Origin of the sequence: Embleya sp. NPDC059237, from assembly GCF_042754105.1 — a bacterium.
Classification (GTDB): Bacteria; Actinomycetota; Actinomycetes; order Streptomycetales; family Streptomycetaceae; genus Embleya.
On record NZ_JBHZAE010000012.1, the window covers coordinates 267,541 to 283,376 of the forward strand.

The window sequence follows — 15,836 nt, forward strand, 5'->3', positions numbered from 1 at the left end:
TCAGCCCTCCAGGACTCCGCGCAGGTCCCACAGGGTGCGCCAGGTGGCCGAGCCGTGTTCGGCCCGTCGGCGCACCGCCGCGTCCCAGTAGGAGAGCAGCCGGGCCGCGTCGGCCGGGTCGTCCTTCTTCGCGACGCCGAGCAGGTGCCCCGGCAGCAGGCTCAGCACGTCCCGGTCGCCCGGGAAGTAGGCCGCGGCCAGCGCGAGCGAGGAGGCGACGGAGACCGCCTCGGCGGTGCTCAGCACGGTGGACGGGCGTTCGATCTCCCAGCCCTCGGCGGAGCGGCCGGTGCGCAGGTCGCGGAACGCGGTGACCAGCACCTCCAGGACCGTGTCGTCGACGGCGTACGCCGTCCCGGTGCGTTCCACCGCGGCCTTGGCCTGGCGGCGCACCAGCGCAGTCTCCGCGTCGTGGTCGCCGATCGGGCCGACCGTCTCGAAGTTGAACCGGCGCTTGAGCGCCGCGGACATCTCCGAGACGCCCCGGTCGCGCAGGTTCGCGGTGGCGATCAGGGTGAAGCCGGGCGCGGCGTGTACCTGCGCGTCGGGGCCGCCCGCGAGTTCGGGGACCGCGATCCGCCGTTCCGAGAGCAGCGACACCAGCGCGTCCTGTACCTCGGGCAGGCAGCGGGTGACCTCCTCGATCCGGGCCACCGCGCCCGTGGTCATCGCGGTGAGCACCGGCGAGGGCACCAGGGCGCCGCGGCTGGGGCCCTGGGCAAGCAGCAGCGCATAGTTCCAGCCGTACTTGAGCTGGTCCTCGGTGGTGCCCGCGGTGCCCTGCACGGTGAGCCCGCTGGTGCCGCAGACGGCGGCGGCGAGCAGTTCGGACAACATCGACTTGGCGGTGCCGGGCTCGCCCACCAGGAGCAGGCCGCGTTCGCCGGCGAGGGTGACCACGCAGCGCTCGACGAGGGCACGTTCCCCGACGAACTTGGCGCCGATGGTCAGGGCGCGGGGCAGGCCCTCGACCGGTTCGGGCAGCTTGAGTTCGTCGCCGCTGCCCATCACGAAGGTGACCACGGCGCGCGGGGTCAGCCGCCAGGCCGGCGGGCGCGGGCCCCGGTCGTAGGCGGCCAGGAACGCCAGTTCCCGGGCGTACAGGTCCTCGGGCGGGTGTATCTGGCGTGCCCCGGCGGCGGGTTCGGTTGCGGTTGCCATCAGCGGCGGCCCTTCCGGGTGGTGCGGGTGACGAGTTCCTCGAAGCCTGGCGCATCGCCGTCCTGCACGCGCCGCCAGGCCCGGTGGAACAGCTCGGGCACGGGCAGGTCGGGCACGATCATGCCCTGCCCGGGCTTCGGATAGAGCCCCTCCTTCCAGACCTCCAGGGGCAATGCGGGGCTCTTCAGCGCGTTCCAGCCGCCGGGCAGGAACAGGGAGCGGCCGGCTCGGGCCCGCTTGGCCTCCAGGACGAGGTCGGTGCCGGCGAGTTCGGTCCGGGCCTTCTTCAGCCGGGCGGGCTTCCAGCCGGTCCAGCGGGCGACCTGACGATCCGTCGGATCCGGCAGGGCGAGCAACTGGAGGTACAGCACGGCGGCGTCCTCGCCGATGCCGTGCGTCTTGGCGACCTCGGCGACCAGCTCGGGCACCGAGTGGCTCGGGTCCTGCGGGACACCGGGCGGGCCGTCGGCGCGCAGGAGCGTCTCGAAAGCGGGGTCGAGGATGCGGCGGAAGGCGGCGAAGGCGACGGACTTCGCCTCGCCGCGCAGCGCGATCAGCCGATCGAACCACGGGTCGTCGGCGCCGGTGAAGCCGGCGGTGCGCACCAGGGTGAACTCGTTGTCGGTGTACCAGGGGCGCAGCCAGAAGCGGTCCTCGATCCGGAGCACGCCGTCGGGGTCGGTGCCGCCGGTGGCGGGTAGTCCGGCCGCCTCGCGCAACAGGGTGGAGGTGGCGCCGCGTTCGGCGTACTCGACGTCCAGGTCGACCACCAGGCCCGGGTCGGCCACCCGCTTGCGCAGCAGGTCGAGCACGCGCGGCAGCTGCGGGCGCAGCGGATCGCCGTAGGGCAGCCGGTAGGCCAGCCAGGCGAGCGCGGTCACGGTCTGGCCAAGGGTGTGGCCCGCGGGCACGGCCGCGGGGTCGGAGGCGACGAGGTTGCCGTCCTTGTCGACGCTGTGGGTGGAGGTGCCGGTGATCCACCGCTGGGATTCGGGGGTGAGGACGTACTCGAACGCGGCGGCGGCGATGCCCCGGACGTCCGCGGCGACCTCCTCGGGCAGCCGCAACACCCGCCCGAAGGCGGCCTCCCAGGCGCGGCTGCCGGCCGCGATGTCCCAGCCGCTCGTCCACAGGGCGGCGACGTCCTCGGGCCGCTCGGGCACCAGCGCGCCCTGGACGCCGGTGCGCGCCGCGCGGTCGAGCCGGTCCAACTGCTCGCGGGCGGTGGTCGCCTCGGCCGCCTTGAGGCCGAGCACCGCCCGGCGGTCCTTGTCCATGTCGCCCGCGACCAGCCCGGCGAGCAGCACGCTCGCCTCGGCGCGGCCCAATCCGGTGCCCTCGGTCAGGGCGGACACCGCTTCCGGTCGCCACGGGACCGGGCCGTGGGCACGAATGCCCTCGACGACGGCGGCGACCCGCTCGGGGGACATCGGCTCGCGGTAGCGGTGTTCCTCGTGCGTGGTGAAGCCGTCGACCGCCTCGAACCGGCCCGACGGGTCGTGGTCGAGCGCGAGCCAGTGCTGCGTGTCGTTGCCGTAGGTGTACTGGCTGTCCAGGATGATCACGGTGCGGTCGGCGCGGCGCAGGACCTGTCCGATGCGCTTGCGTTCCTTCTTCTTGCCGGAGGGCTCGCACAACACGACCCGGCGCAGCGTCCCGGCGGGGGTGCCCAGCGGGCCGGCGGCGAGCGCCTCCAGGAGCAGCAGCAGCGAGGCGCGCTGTGTGTCGGGTGTGAGCGGCGACAGGGCCCGGGCGACCATCGCGGCGCGGTGGTCGAGCAGGTCGTGCCAGGCGGCCACGTGGGGTTCCCGCAGCTTCTCGGGTTCGGTGGTCCATTCGGCCGGGCCGTCGGTACGCGCCAGCGCGGCGGCCACCGCGGTGATGTGTTCGAACGTGGTCCAGGTGCCCTGGCCCTGGTTGCCGTAGTAGCGGCAGCCGACGCCCGCGATGCCGGCCACCGCCGCGCACAGTTCGTTGTCCCGGCCGTACGCGGGGCCGGTGGGCACGGCGCGGGGCTGCCGCTCCTTGCGGTTCACCTTGCCGAAGTCGCGCAGTCGTTCGGCGAGTCGGGCGGTCTCCCCGGCCAGCGAGGCGACGCCGCGGACCAGACCGGCGTGGGTGATCGCGGGCAGCAGGCGGCGCACCGGTTCGGTCCGGATCGTGGCCGGCTTGGCGGGCTTGTTCGCCGACCCCTTCTTGGCGGCCTCGTACGCGGCCCGGGCGCGCTCGCGGTCCGCGCGCACCTCCTCGACCAGTACGCCGGCCTGCTCGTGGGTGATCGCGCGCAGCGCCAGCGAGCCGGCCTCGTCGCGCGGTCGCAGCGCGTGCCAGAACGCGGGCGCCGGCACCACCCGGGTGCCGGCGGCCAGTCCGGAGCCGGACCCGCAGTGGCCGAGCAGCACGCCCTCGTGCCACAGCGTCACGGCGCCGTTGTGCGGGGCGACCGCGGTGGGGGCCGCGCCGCCGGGCAGGCGCAGCGCGCCGATCGGAATCTCCAGCGGCCGCTGGTCCCAGTGCCGCCGACCGCGCACGGGCGCGGTCACGGTGCGGCCGTCGACCGAGCCGGTGGTGAGGGTGTCACCGTCGATCCTGACCCAGCGGCCCAAGAGCGTGCCGTCGGTGCCGAACGGGGTCTGCTCCAGGCCGGGCAGCAGCGGCAACAACTCGCACGCGTCGGGCACCAGCGAGCCGCCGTCGGCGACCGCCGCGGCGAACGGGGCGGGCAGCGAGGCGCGGCCGTGGGTGCCGGTGGTCGGGTCGAACTCGGTCCACTTGCGGTCCGACCGCTCGTAGTCGAGCGACCAGTGGGTGGTGCCGTCGGTGAGCACGCCCCGGCGCGCGGGCAGCTTGGTGTCACCCGCGTACAGCGGCCGGCCGCCGGTGGTCACCCCGCCGCCGGGCAGCGCGAGGGAGAGCATGGTGCCGTCGGAGCCGTTGTTCGGCGGTCCGCCGAGCAGGAACGTCTCGGTCGGGCGCGCGGACCAGTAGCCCTCCCATTCGTAGTCGGTGTTGTACCAGGCGACCAGGAGTTGTCCGTCGACGTAGCGGTACTGGGTGCGCTGCCAGCTGGTGCGGTCCTTGGGCACGCGCGGTTCGTGGTCGAGCAGGATGCCCTCGGGGCCGACCACGAGCGCGCGCTTGTCGGTGGAGAGCACGAGCGCGGGCCAGGACTCGTCGATCCGGATGTCGCCCTTGCGGCCGAGCAGTTCGACGGCCTCGTCGAGCGCGGGCCAGCCGAGTTCGTCGTAGACGCCGGCACGCAGCGTGGTCGCGAGCAGCGCGACCGCGTCGAACGCGCGGACGCGGGCGACCAGGTCGGGGGTCACGTCCTCGACCACACCGCGGAAGCCGTCGAGCAGCGTGAGTTCGCGCTCGGCGTCGGGCAGGCCGGCGGCGGAGGCGAGTCGTTCGCCCATCTCGGTGAGTCGGCGGGCGAGCACGGGGCGCAGCACGGGGTGGGCGGCGGTGGCCGGCTGGTGCTTGGCGTTCAGGCCGCCGACGGCGATCAGGAGCAGGGCCCGGAATCGTTCGTCGGCGGCGACGGCGGCCAGCTCGCGCCGGCCCTCGGCCTCGTCGTCCCACCACTCGCCCAGGCCGAACGTGCACTTCGGGTCCGGGTCGGTCACGGGTATGCGCTCGGCCAGGGCCAGGTCCAGCAGGTCCAGGTCGACGCCGGAGCGGTAGCGATTGCCGCCGAACAGGGCGACCGGTACCGCCTCGGCGCGCAGCGTGTCGGCCATCCGGGCGACCAGCGCGGCGGTGCGCGCGCTGCGTCCGGTGTAGCCCCAGCCGCGCTGACGGTGCGCGGCCCAGCGGGTGACCCACTGGGCCCGGACGCCGGGTTCGAGGTCGCCGCCGACGAGCAGGTCCAGGACGCCGGCGTCGTCGAGCAGGTCGAGCCAGAAGTCGTCGATCTCGGCGTCGGACGTCGAACCGCCGGGGGTGGGCAGGATGTCGAGGAGGCGGGCCCGCGACTCGGGTTCGGCGCCGGCCAGTGCCGCGATCGGGGCGCGGTTGACCTTCCAGAAGGACAGCGGCGCGCGGGCGATCGCGGGGGTGGCGAGCAGTTCGCGCAGCAGCGCGCGCTCCTCGGCGGTGTGGTCGCCGCCGGCCGCGCGGATCAGCGCGCGGGCGTCCTCGGCCAGGCCGGCGTACGGCGGCATGCCCGCGGTGCAGCGCTCGACCGCCAGTTGGCGGAACTGTACCCATGCCTCGGCGGGTCCGAGGCGGGCGGCGAGCGACTTGGCGTGCTCCTTGAGCGCCTTGGCGGTCAGCGCACCGGCGAAGGCGAATTCCAGGAAGACCGCGCGCAGCCGCTCCTCCTCGATCGCCAGGTTGTGCACCCGCTCGGCCTCGCGGGCCTTGCCGAAGAACGCGGACGCGTAGGTCTTGTTGTCGTGCTTGAGGAAGATCCGCGCGGCCTGCTCGTGGAAGGTGGGCAGGAAGTGCGGTACGGCCCGGCCGAGGCGGACCGCGAGCTGGTCGAAGCCGTCCTTGGCCGCGCCGGGCTTGGTCTTGGCCTGGCGGTCCAGGCGTTCGATGTCACGGACCAGGGCCAGTGCGTGGTGTCCGTTCGCCGGGTCGTTGACCAGTGCCCAGGCGGGGAAGCCGAGCGCCTCGCGGCGGACCTGGCCGACCTCGGGGGCGTCCGCCTCACGGGTCAGCCCCAGGAAGCCGAGCGCCAGGTCCTCGGCCTCGCCCAGGGTGCTCGGGACCAGCCGGACGATCGGGCGGTCGCCGAACGCGGGGTGCAGGTAGGTGCGCACGGTGAGCGTGTCGATGTCGTCGCCGGCGAGGGTGCCGACGGGCAGGACGGCGCCGGCGTCCAGCAGGACGCGCGACGGGTCGGGGGTGGTGCCCGTGCCGGTGGTGTTCATGCCGCGTCCTCCGTGGTTTCGATCGTGCGGCCCGCGTACAGCGCGGCGCCCATGCGCATGCCCTCCGACCAGGCCACCGGCGGCACCCGGTCGAGGGTCAGCGTGGCGCCGTCCTCGGTCCAGGCGACCGAGCCGGTCTCGGTCGAGTCGTAGCCGTCGTAGTCGCCCAGCCACATCCGCGCCTCGATCTCGCGGCCGCCGTCGAGCACGGTGCACACGGCTTGGCCGCCGCGCACCTGGTAGCCCAGCTGGGTGGCCCGGCCGATCAGAAAGCGCAGCTGGTCGTAGCGTCCGCCGGCGAACTCATCCACACCGGTGCGGGCGGCGTCCACGTCGGCGGGGCGGTGCCACACCTCGCGGTAGAGCTGCTGGACGCGCTGCTCGACGCCGAGTTCGACGGCGAATTCGCGCAGGTCGTCGAGGTCGTCGAGGAGCACGGGGTGCGGGATGCGGATGGTTTGCGCGTCGAGGTAGACGGTGTCGCCGTCGGGGTCGACGATGCCGACGCCGCGCTCGGGGTCCGCGCCGCGCAGGAATCCGGCCACCGCGCCGTCCTCGTCGGTGGTGACCACCAGGTCGCGCAGCACCCGCTGCCAGGCGGGATCCGGCCACACCCGGGCCAACACCGCGACCGGGACCGGAAGCGAGCCGATCATCCAGCGCTCCACCGCGTCCAGGCAGGCCCGATCGTGCCGATCCAGCCACTCGACGAGCTGGCGCAGGCCCACCACGGCCGGATCGTCGGCGAGTTTCCCGGGCACCGACTTCAGTTGCCGCCCCTTGGCGTTGCGGCACACCACCTTGCCGTCTTCCAAGGCGACCTCATAGTCGCCCGCCCGGATCCATCCCACGATCGTTCCCCTCCACGCATGTGTGCGAATGTCGGTGACAACCCGTCAACTGCCCAGCGGCACAAGGCGCTCGGCGCCCGTGATCAGGTTGGCGGGAACGTTAGCCGTCGATTCCGACAGCGCCGTCACCCGTCAGGATGAAACACCGCGCGAATCGACATTCGATGGCCGAAAAGTACGCCTCACAAGGAAATTCGCGGGGGCGGGTCGGCTAACTTGCGGGGAATGACCGTGCCCGTCGTGCCCCGTGGACTGCGCAGCCTGATTCCCGGCCCCGGCCCGGAGGGGATTCCGGACGACGCGGGGCGACCCGCGACCGGCCCCGCCGAGGCCGCCGGACCCCCGGCCGGGTCGCCGCCGATCGCGGCCAGGACCCGCTCGCTGCTGGACGGACTCGCGCCGGTGCCGGTACCGCGCGCGGTCGCCGAGGCGTCGGCGGACGTGTTGTGCGCGCTGGCCGCGAGCGCCCCGGCGGAGCTGGCACAGGTGGCCCACGAACTGGCCGGTCGACTGCGGGTCGCCGCCCGAACGGCCTAATCCCGCGGGGCCTGCACCGCTCGTTCGGACGTGTGCCGTATCCCCCGGCGCCCTGGCGCGTTGTTCAGGACCCACCCGCCGAGGGTGGGACCTGTACGCACCGAAAGGACCGACTCAACATGTCGCGTATCGCCAAGGCCGCTGTCCTGACCGCCACCGTGGGCGCTGCTCTCGCCGGCGCCGCCGGCCCCGCCATGGCCGGCGCCGAGGCCGACGGCGCGGCGGTCGGCTCGCCCGGCGTGCTGTCGGGCAACAACATCCAGATCCCGGTGCACATCCCGGTCAACCTGTGCGGCAACACCATCAACATCATCGCGGCGCTCAACCCGACGTTCGGCAACGTCTGCATCAACGGCGGCTGAGCCGACGCCTCGGCCCCGCCCGGCGCGCGTTTCGACGTGCCGGGCGGGGCCGTTCCGTGTGTGCCCGCGATCGGGGGGCCGTGGGCCGCGGCGCCCGCCGAGGGACCCGGACGGTGGGTGTGCTGGCGCTGGGGCGTGGTTCCGCTCCGCGGCGCCGGGAGGGTAGGAATGCGCGCATGACATCCTTCGCCCTGCACCACGTACAGCTCGCGATCCCCGCCGGCAGCGAGGACGCGTGTCGTGCCTTCTATCTCGGCGTGCTCGGCATGACCGAGGTGGCCAAGCCGCCGGTGCTCGCGGCACGCGGCGGACTGTGGGTGCGCGCCGGCACGCTGGAGATACACCTCGGCGTCGAGGCCGACTTCCGGCCCGCGCGCAAGGCCCATCCCGGCATCCTGGTCGACGACCTGGACGATGTGATGGCCCGGCTCGCGGCGCACGGCACCGAGGTCACGCCCGACGGCGAGTTCCCCGGCCACCGCCGGTGCTACGCGCACGACGCGGTGGGCAACCGGCTCGAATTCCTCCAGCCGCTGTGACCGCCCGCGCCGCCTCGGGTCACGGGCGGCGGGCCACCACGTCGATCTCGACCAGGATGTTCATCAGGTCCGAGCCGACGGTGGTACGCACCGGGTACGGCGCGGTGAAGTACTCGCGGTAGACCTCGTCGTAGCCGGCGAAGTCGCGCTTGAGGTGCTCCAGGTGCGTGGTCACCTTCACCACGTGGCTGAAGTCGAGCCCGGCCTCGGCCAGTACGGCCTTGAGGTTGTCCAGCACCTGGCGGGTCTGGGTCGCCACGTCGTCGCCGACGGTCGCGCCGGTGGCCGGGTCGACCGGGCCCATGCCCGCGGTGTAGACGAAGTCGCCGGTGTCGATGCCCTGCGAGTAGGTGCCGCCGGGCTTCGGTGCGGCGTCGGTGCGGATTTCCTTGTGGGCCATGGTGGTTCGCCTTCCCGATCGCGTGTGCGGATGCGTGGGAATGCTACGTGTGGCCCGGATTCAGCGGGTGACCGCGTCGTCCTGGGCGAGCAGCCGCAACTCGTCCCGGCGGGGCAGGCCCTCCCAGTCGCCGGGCACGGTCACCGCGAACGCCCCGGCCGCGGCGGCGGTGGCCAGGCGGGTCGCGACCGGGCCGCCCCCGACCAGTTCGGCCAGGTAGCCGGCGGCGAACGCGTCGCCCGCGCCGACCGGGTCCACCGCGTGCACCCGGTGCGGCGGCACCTCGTGCGGCCGGCCGTCGACGATCGCGACCGCGCCCAGCGCGCCGCGCTTGAGCAACACCTGGGCCGGCCCGAGCGCGGTCAACTCGCGGGCCAGGTCCACGAACGGGGTGTGGTCCGGCGCCTTGAGCACCAGGCGGGCCTCGTCCTCGGTGGCGAACAGGATGTCGGCGTGGCCGGCCAGGGCGCGCAGTTCGCCGGCGGCGTCCTCGGCCGACCACAACGCCCGCCGGTAGTTCAGGTCGAGCGAGACCGGGACGCCGGCCGCGTTCGCCTCGGCGACGGCCGCGCGCACCGCGGCGCGCGCGGTCGGGGACAGCGCGGGGGTGATGCCGGTGACGTGCAGGATCCGGGCGGAGCGCACCAGGGCGGGGTCCACGTCGTCCGGGCACAGCCGCGAACCGGCGCTGCCCGCGCGGTAGTAGCGTACGTCGGTGGCCGCGCTGGTGCGTCGGGCCTTGACCATCAGCCCGGTGGGCGCCTCCGGGTCGACCACCGCGGCGCGTGTGTCCAGTCCCTCGCCGCCGAGCACGGCCAGCACCAGCCGGCCGAACTCGTCGTCGCCGACCCGGCCGATCCACGCGGCCCGCCCACCGAGCCGGGTGATCCCGATCGCCAGGTTGCTCTCGGCGCCGCCGGTGGCGACGTCGAGCGTGCGGGCGTGCCGCAGCGGGCCGATGTGCGGCGCGCGGAGCAGCACCATGGTCTCGCCGAGCGTGACCACGTCCGGGGTTTCCCGGGGTTCGGCGGTCATGATGTCCTCTCGCGGGGGTCGCGTCGTCGACGGCATCGGATGCGGGATCGGTTCGGGTGGGTCCGGTGGTTCGGGTGGTTCAGGCGGTTCAGGCGGTTCAGGCGGGGTGTACCGGTGCGCCGGGCCCGGGTTGGGGCCGGGCCCGGCGCGGCTCCCCGGTCAGAAGTGCGTGTTCAGCACGTCCACGATGCGGTGGTCGTCGTCCACCACCGGCACCACGCGCCACTTGTCGAAGGCCGTACAGGGGTGCGAGATGCCCAGGCAGACCAGCTCGCCGGGGGCCACCTCGGTGCCGCCGAGTTCGAGGTAGGCGTGCTGGTCGTCGAGCCTGGTCACCCGCGCGGCGCCCGGCTCGCGCAGCGTCCCGTCCAGCGCACGGATGCGCAGCGGCACCGGCAGGTCCTGGTCGAAGGGCACGTCGCGGCGGCCCGCGCCGAGCAAAGCCAGGCCCGGCTCGGGCGCCGAGAGCACCTGCGCCCAGACCTCCAGGGCGCTCGCGAGCGAGCCCTCCTCGGGGTGCCGGACGAACGGGGTGCGCACCGCGTAGAAGCCGTCGTCGTGCGAGACGTAGGCGCCGCTGCGCAGGATGATCGTCCGGTCGGGCAACGGCTTGCCGTCCGGTGCGAGCGTGTCCACGACCGCGTCGAACCAGGCGCTGCCGCCCGCCGAGACGATCGGCGAACCGGGCACCAGGTCGGCGATCTCGTCGGCCAGGGACGCGAGTTCGCCCATCCACGCGGACACCGCCGCGGCGTCGGGCAGGCCGCCCTCGTAGCCCGCCACACCCGCCACGGTCAGCCCCGGCACCGCCGCCGCGACCCGGGCCAGCTCGGCCGCCTCGGCGACACCGCGGCACCCGGTCCGCGCGCCGGCGCGGCCCAGTTCGACCAGCACCGACAACTTCCCCCCGGGCACCGCCGCGAGCGCCGCCGCCGCGACCTCGACGCCCGCCCGGGAGTCGACGTAGAACAGCAGGTCCGGCCGGGTGGCGGCCCAGCGCAGCACCTTCTCGTCCAGGATCTCGTTGGCGATCAGGATCCGTGGTACCCCGAACCGGTGCGCGGCGAGCGCCTGGTTCGCGGTGGCGACGGTGATCCCCCAGGCGCCCGCGTCCAGTTGCTCGGCGAACAACTCGGGCGACATGGTGGTCTTGCCGTGCGGGGCGAACAACACGCCGTGCCGCTCGGTGTACGCGGCCATCGTGGCCACGTTCGCGAGCAGCGCGGATTTGCGCGCGACCATCACCGGCCACGTGAGCGGCCCGTCGAAGAGGCTGTGGCCGGCGGCGCCGAACTCGTCGTCGGTGAGTTCCTCGTAGGGCAGCCAGGTGCCCTTGGTGTACGAGTCGAGGGTCATCGGGTCGCTCCCAGGGTGCGCGATACACGGAGTGCCGCCGCCGCGACCGCGGGTCCCAGTTCGCGGACCCGCGCCGCGGTGACGCGCGACGTGAGACCGGAGACCGACAGGGCTCCGACCACGACGTCGTTGTGATCGAAGATAGGCGCCGCCACGCAGCGCACCTCGGGCTCGTTCTCGCGATCGTCCACCGAGTAGCCGCGGTTGCGGATCCGGGCCAGTTCGGTGCGCAGCAGGCCGGGGTCGGTCAGGGTGCGGGTGGTGACCGTGGGCAGGCCCGCGTCGACCACCTGGGCGAACACGTCCTCGGGCAGCCAGGCGAGCATCGCCTTGCCGACCGCCGTGCAGTACATCGGCGCGCGGCTGCCGATGCGCGAGGCCATCCGTACCGCGGTCTCGTTCTCGACCTTGTCGATGTAGACGATGTGCGGTGCGTCCGGCACGCACAGGTGCACCGTGCCGCCGGCCTCGCGCATCAGGCGGTGCGCCTCCTCGGCGGCGGCGGTGCGCAGGTCGATGCCGGCCAGGTACGCCTGGCCGAGGGCGAGCGCGCCGGGGCCGAGCCGGAAGTGGCCGTGCCGGCGGTCGCGGGAGAGCAGACCGGTGTCCAGGAGCGGCTGGGCCAGGCGCAGCACGGTGCTCTTGGACAGGCCGAGCGTGTCGGCCAGCTCCGTCAGGCTCAGGCCCTCGGCGGCGGCGTGGTCGCGAACCTGCTCCAGGACGGCGAGGGCGCGGCGCAGGGACGCGGACTGGTTGCGCGGCGGGGCCGGGGGGCGGCCGGCGCGGGCGTCGTCCGGCTCGTCGGGGCGGGTCGGCGCGACCGGGTGGGCCGCTCCGACCCGGCGGGTCGACGCGCCCGCGTGCGCCGGTCCGACCGCGCGGGTCGATTCGACCGGGCGGATCGGCTGGTCGACGCGGGTCGACGCGCTGCCGTCGACCGGTTCGGGGCCGTGCTCGGGAGTGCTCACTGGCATGTCCTCAGGACGGCCTGACCGGGTGCCCGGGCGGGTTGCCCGTCAGGGCTTCGAACGAGGGTACGGGGACACCCGCCACCGGCGCATCGCCGCCGCCGGGCACCCGTCCGCCGCGCGGCGGTACGTCGTACATGCGAGCCCTCCCTGCCCTTTCACGCGTTTCTCGCCGCGCGCCGTGCGGCGTCGCTTCCCGCGTCCTCTTGCCTCGTCCGTACACCTCGCGTGACCCCGTGTGTCCGCCCGCCTGCGGTTCGGAACGCACGGTGTCCGGTGGATGACCGACGGGTCGACCGAGCACGGACGTTACGTGTCCGTAAGCGTCCGATACCACTTTCGCAGCACACAGTTTTGCAGTGCACAACGTTCGGCGGGACGCCTTGTCGGAACGACGCGCCGCTTTCTAACGTCCCGCTCACGCCGCACCGGATTGTTTCCCCCTTGCGGCCCCGTTCGTGTCGATTGACGCGACGTCCAGACGTACAGGCCGACCCTCGGGTCGCGGCACCCCCCGCGATCGCTTCGGCCTGCCTCGCCGCAGGAGGAATTGTCGTGAAGATCCGGAGTTTGGCCGCCGTCGCAGTGGCCGGCATCGCGCTGGCGGCGTGCGCGCCCGGCACGGCGTCCAAGACGAAGTCCGCCGACGAACAGACCGGCACGCTCAAGGTGTGGCTGTACGACGAGGCCAACCGGGCGCCCAAGGAGAAGGTCGTGGGCGCGGCCGTCGCCGACTTCAAGGCGGCGCACCCCAAGGTGAACGTCGAGGTGGGCTACATCCCCACCGACGCGGGCCCGCGCGCGGAGAAGATGAAGGGCGCGTTCAACGACCCGAACAGCGCGCCGGACGTGGTCGAGTTCGGCAACACCGACCTGTTCGGCTACGTCCAGGCCGGCGGCCTCGCGGACATCTCCGGCGACCTGGCCAACTGGTCGGAGGCGGGCGACCTGCCCAAGGACCTCAAGGACACCACGCTGGTCGACGGCAAGATCTACGGCCTGCCGTGGTGGCTGGGCCTGCGCTCGCTGTACTACCGCACCGACGTGTTCACCGAGCTGGGCCTGAAGCCCCCCACCTCGTACGCCGAGCTGGTCGAGGCGGCGAAGAAGGTGCGCCAGGCCAAGCCGGACATGCTCGGCATCGCGGTCGGCGGCAAGTACACCTTCGGCGGCCTGCCCTTCCTGTGGGCCAACGGCGGCGAGATCGCCACCCAGCAGGGCGGCAAGTACGCGGCCGCGATCGACTCGCCGCAGTCCCAGGCGGGCGTCAAGGCCTACACCGACCTGTTCACCAAGGACATCTGTCCGCCCCAGCAGTGCGCCGACCTGACCGGCGGCAAGACGGTCGAGGCGTTCGCGGCCGGCACCGCCGGCATGGCGATCCTGCCCAACTCCTCGCGCAGCGCGGTCGAGGCGGGCACCGCCAAGGGCAAGTACGCGGTCGTGCCGCTGCCGGGCACCGCCCCGGGCTCGATCGCGCCGGCCTTCTCCGGCGGCAACGACCTCGGCGTGATGAAGTCCTCGCAGCACCGCTCGCTCGCGGTCGACTTCATGAAGATCCTGGGCGGCAAGAAGTACCAGCTCCAGATGTTCGACGCGATGGGCAACCTGCCCACGCTCGCCTCGGCGCGCGGCGACGTGGTGGCCAAGGACCCGTGGCTCAAGCCGTTCATCGACACCCTGAACGCGGGCACCAAGTTCGTGCCCAAGGACGCCGCGTGGGCCAAGATCGACTCGCAGTCCGTGGTGCCGACCATGTTCCAGAAGGTGATCACCGGCAAGTCGGACGTCTCCGGCGCCACCGGCGAGGCCAAGACCGTCATCGACAACGCGTTCGCCGGGAAGTAAGCCGGTGACCACGACCACCACGCCCGCGCGGGCGGACCGGCCGACCCCGGCCTCGGTCCGCCCGCGCGGCGGCGCGGGCAAGACGAAGACCGGACGGCGCCGCTCCTGGACGCCGTTCTGGCTGCTGCTGCCGTCGGCGGTCATTCTGATCCCGCTGTTCGGCTACCCGCTCTATCAGCTCGGCCTGCTCTCCTTCCTGAAGTTCGGTCAGCCGCAGGCGTCGGCGGGCGAGGTCGCGGAGTTCGTCGGGTTCGACAACTACTCGACCCTGCTGGGCGACGACCAGTTCTGGGACGTGCTGTTCCAGACCGTGGTGTTCGCCGCGGCGTGCGTGGTGGCGACCCTGGCGGTGGGCGCGGCGCTGGCGGTGCTGCTCACTCGGGTCGGCAAGTGGCCCCGGCTGTTGCTGCTGTTCGCCGCGCTCGGCGCCTGGGCGGCGCCGGCGATGACCGGCTCGACGGTGTGGATGTTCCTGTTCGACACCAACCTGGGCCTGGTCAACGAGGTCCTGGGGATGCAGGGCCACAACTGGTTCTACGACAAGTGGTCCGCATTCGCGCTGGTCGGCGTCGTGGTGGTGTGGCACTCGTTCCCGTTCGTGATGATCTCGCTGTACGCGGGCATCGAGTCGATCCCGGTCTCGGTGCTGGAGGCGGCCCGCCTGGACGGCGCGTCCACCTGGACCGTCTTTCGACACGTGATGCTGCCGATGTTGCGGCCGATCCTGACCATCGTGGTGATCCAGTCGATCATCTGGGACTTCAAGGTCTTCACCCAGATCTACGTGATGACCGGCGGTGGCGGCATCGCCGGCCAGAACCTGGTGCTCAACGTGTACGCGTACCAGAAGGCCTTCGCGTCCTCGGACTACAGCCTGGGCGCGGCGATCGGCGTGCTGATGACGCTGATCCTGCTCGCGGTCACCATCTTCTACATCCGCGCGCTGCGTCGCTCCGGGGAGGAGCTGTGAACCGTACCTCCGCCGGCGCCGTCCGGCCGGCCGGCCCCCGTCGCTCGAAGGGCAATCGCACGGTGTCCCGAAGGATCGCCAACACCACGGCGATCGTGGTCGCGCTGCTCACCGTCTTCCCGCTGTACTGGATGGTGCTCTCCGCGTTCAAGCCGGACGGCGAGATCAACTCGGTCGACCCGCGCCCGTGGACGTGGCATCCGACGTTGTCCAACTTCCGGGACGCGTTCGGGGTCAGCGGCTTCGGCGGCTACTTCCTGAACAGCCTGATCGTGGCGAGCGTGGTGGTGGTGCTGTCCGGGCTCGTGGCGTTCCTGGCGGCGGTGGCGCTGACCCGGTTCAACTTCAAGTTCCGCACCACGATCCTGGTGATGTTCCTGGTCGCCCAGATGGTGCCGGTCGAGGCGCTGACCATCCCGCTGTTCTTCCTGGTCCGCGACATCGGTTCGGTGGCACCGCAGTTCGGGCTGAGCACGCTCGGCTCGCTGATGCTGGTGAACCTGGCCTTCTCGTTGCCGTTCGCCATCTGGATGTTGCGCGGCTTCGTCAAGGCGATCCCGGAGTCGCTGGAGGAGGCAGCGCGGATCGACGGAGCGAACCGGTTCACCATCCTGTGGCGGATCCTGTTCCCGCTGGTGGCGCCCGGGCTCGCGGCGACGTCGGTGTTCTCGTTCATCACCGCGTGGAACGACTTCGTGTTCGCGAAGACGTTCATCCTGGACACCGATCACCAGACGTTGCCGGCGGCGCTGATGGTGTTCTTCAAGCCGGACGAGAACGACTGGGGCGGGATCATGGCCGCCTCGACGCTGATGACCATTCCGGTGCTGATCTTCTTCGTGCTGGTGCAGCGGCACCTGGTGTCGGGGTTGGGCGGGGCGGTGAAGGACTGAGGGTTCGGGGTGTGTCGGCGTTCGGTCGTCGCTGGTATC

Annotated in this window: 13 protein-coding genes; 6 read left to right on the plus strand and 7 right to left on the minus strand. The window is 72.8% G+C overall.

The genetic code is table 11. The features are described 5' to 3' along the window. Genes ACFXKZ_RS33420 through ACFXKZ_RS33430 form a run of 3 tightly spaced genes read right to left on the minus strand, consistent with a single transcriptional unit; the run spans position 1 to position 6,889 of the window. On the minus strand, positions 1-1,161 hold the full coding sequence (locus ACFXKZ_RS33420; protein WP_380005446.1) for an AAA family ATPase: 1,161 nt from the start codon (positions 1,159-1,161) through the stop codon (positions 1-3). Further along, positions 1,161-6,038, minus strand: coding sequence for a hypothetical protein (locus tag ACFXKZ_RS33425; protein ID WP_380005448.1), 4,878 nt, complete (start codon positions 6,036-6,038; stop codon positions 1,161-1,163). Before ACFXKZ_RS33425 ends, ACFXKZ_RS33420 begins: the two co-directional genes overlap by 1 nt. Then, positions 6,035-6,889, minus strand: coding sequence for a DUF4132 domain-containing protein (locus ACFXKZ_RS33430; RefSeq protein WP_380005450.1), 855 nt, complete (start codon positions 6,887-6,889; stop codon positions 6,035-6,037). Before ACFXKZ_RS33430 ends, ACFXKZ_RS33425 begins: the two co-directional genes overlap by 4 nt. Before the next feature lie 225 nt (positions 6,890-7,114). Here ACFXKZ_RS33430 and ACFXKZ_RS33435 point away from each other — a divergent pair, with 225 nt between their 5' ends. The 3 genes from ACFXKZ_RS33435 to ACFXKZ_RS33445 all read left to right on the plus strand — a co-directional run bounded on the left by ACFXKZ_RS33435 (position 7,115) and on the right by ACFXKZ_RS33445 (position 8,327). Then, a complete protein-coding gene (locus tag ACFXKZ_RS33435) occupies positions 7,115-7,426 on the plus strand; it encodes a hypothetical protein (RefSeq protein ID WP_380005452.1) in 312 nt (103 codons plus the stop codon). A gap of 119 nt (positions 7,427-7,545) precedes the next feature. Further along, positions 7,546-7,788: a chaplin gene (locus ACFXKZ_RS33440; protein ID WP_380005454.1), complete on the plus strand. Its 243-nt coding sequence runs from the start codon at positions 7,546-7,548 to the stop codon at positions 7,786-7,788. A 176-nt stretch (positions 7,789-7,964) separates the two neighbouring features. Next, complete coding sequence (locus ACFXKZ_RS33445; protein WP_380005456.1) at positions 7,965-8,327, plus strand: VOC family protein; 363 nt, start codon at positions 7,965-7,967, stop codon at positions 8,325-8,327. A gap of 19 nt (positions 8,328-8,346) precedes the next feature. On the opposite strand, the gene ACFXKZ_RS33450 is transcribed toward ACFXKZ_RS33445, so the two are convergent. From ACFXKZ_RS33450 to ACFXKZ_RS33465, 4 genes are all read right to left on the minus strand, one after another. Next, a complete protein-coding gene (locus ACFXKZ_RS33450; RefSeq protein WP_380005458.1) occupies positions 8,347-8,727 on the minus strand; it encodes a RidA family protein in 381 nt (126 codons plus the stop codon). 60 nt (positions 8,728-8,787) lie between these two features. Beyond that, positions 8,788-9,762: a sugar kinase gene (locus ACFXKZ_RS33455; protein ID WP_380005460.1), complete on the minus strand. Its 975-nt coding sequence runs from the start codon at positions 9,760-9,762 to the stop codon at positions 8,788-8,790. A 159-nt stretch (positions 9,763-9,921) separates the two neighbouring features. Next, positions 9,922-11,118 carry an alanine racemase gene (locus ACFXKZ_RS33460; protein ID WP_380005462.1) on the minus strand — a complete coding sequence of 399 codons (1,197 nt, stop codon included), beginning with the start codon at positions 11,116-11,118 and terminating at the stop codon, positions 9,922-9,924. Then, on the minus strand, positions 11,115-12,086 hold the full coding sequence (locus tag ACFXKZ_RS33465) for an IclR family transcriptional regulator (RefSeq protein ID WP_380005464.1): 972 nt from the start codon (positions 12,084-12,086) through the stop codon (positions 11,115-11,117). Before ACFXKZ_RS33465 ends, ACFXKZ_RS33460 begins: the two co-directional genes overlap by 4 nt. A gap of 555 nt (positions 12,087-12,641) precedes the next feature. Between ACFXKZ_RS33465 and ACFXKZ_RS33470 the strand changes: the two genes are divergently transcribed. The 3 genes from ACFXKZ_RS33470 (at position 12,642) to ACFXKZ_RS33480 (ending at position 15,797) form a co-directional block, all read left to right on the plus strand. Next, a complete protein-coding gene (locus ACFXKZ_RS33470) occupies positions 12,642-13,934 on the plus strand; it encodes an extracellular solute-binding protein (protein ID WP_380005466.1) in 1,293 nt (430 codons plus the stop codon). A gap of 4 nt (positions 13,935-13,938) precedes the next feature. Then, complete coding sequence (locus ACFXKZ_RS33475; protein WP_380005468.1) at positions 13,939-14,904, plus strand: carbohydrate ABC transporter permease; 966 nt, start codon at positions 13,939-13,941, stop codon at positions 14,902-14,904. Between the two features lie 62 nt (positions 14,905-14,966). Beyond that, positions 14,967-15,797, plus strand: coding sequence for a carbohydrate ABC transporter permease (locus ACFXKZ_RS33480; RefSeq protein ID WP_380005590.1), 831 nt, complete (start codon positions 14,967-14,969; stop codon positions 15,795-15,797). The last annotated feature ends 39 nt before the right edge of the window (positions 15,798-15,836 follow it).

Bases quoted from the DNA above. Each gene is read 5' to 3' on its own strand.
- ACFXKZ_RS33420 (WP_380005446.1), bottom strand. From the start codon at position 1,161: ATGGCAACCGCAACCGAACCCGCCGCCGGGGCACGCCAGATACACCCG.
- ACFXKZ_RS33425 (WP_380005448.1), bottom strand. From the start codon at position 6,038: ATGAACACCACCGGCACGGGCACCACCCCCGACCCGTCGCGCGTCCTG.
- ACFXKZ_RS33435 (WP_380005452.1), top strand. From the start codon at position 7,115: ATGACCGTGCCCGTCGTGCCCCGTGGACTGCGCAGCCTGATTCCCGGC.
- ACFXKZ_RS33440 (WP_380005454.1), top strand. From the start codon at position 7,546: ATGTCGCGTATCGCCAAGGCCGCTGTCCTGACCGCCACCGTGGGCGCT.
- ACFXKZ_RS33445 (WP_380005456.1), top strand. From the start codon at position 7,965: ATGACATCCTTCGCCCTGCACCACGTACAGCTCGCGATCCCCGCCGGC.
- ACFXKZ_RS33450 (WP_380005458.1), bottom strand. From the start codon at position 8,727: ATGGCCCACAAGGAAATCCGCACCGACGCCGCACCGAAGCCCGGCGGC.
- ACFXKZ_RS33455 (WP_380005460.1), bottom strand. From the start codon at position 9,762: ATGACCGCCGAACCCCGGGAAACCCCGGACGTGGTCACGCTCGGCGAG.
- ACFXKZ_RS33460 (WP_380005462.1), bottom strand. From the start codon at position 11,118: ATGACCCTCGACTCGTACACCAAGGGCACCTGGCTGCCCTACGAGGAA.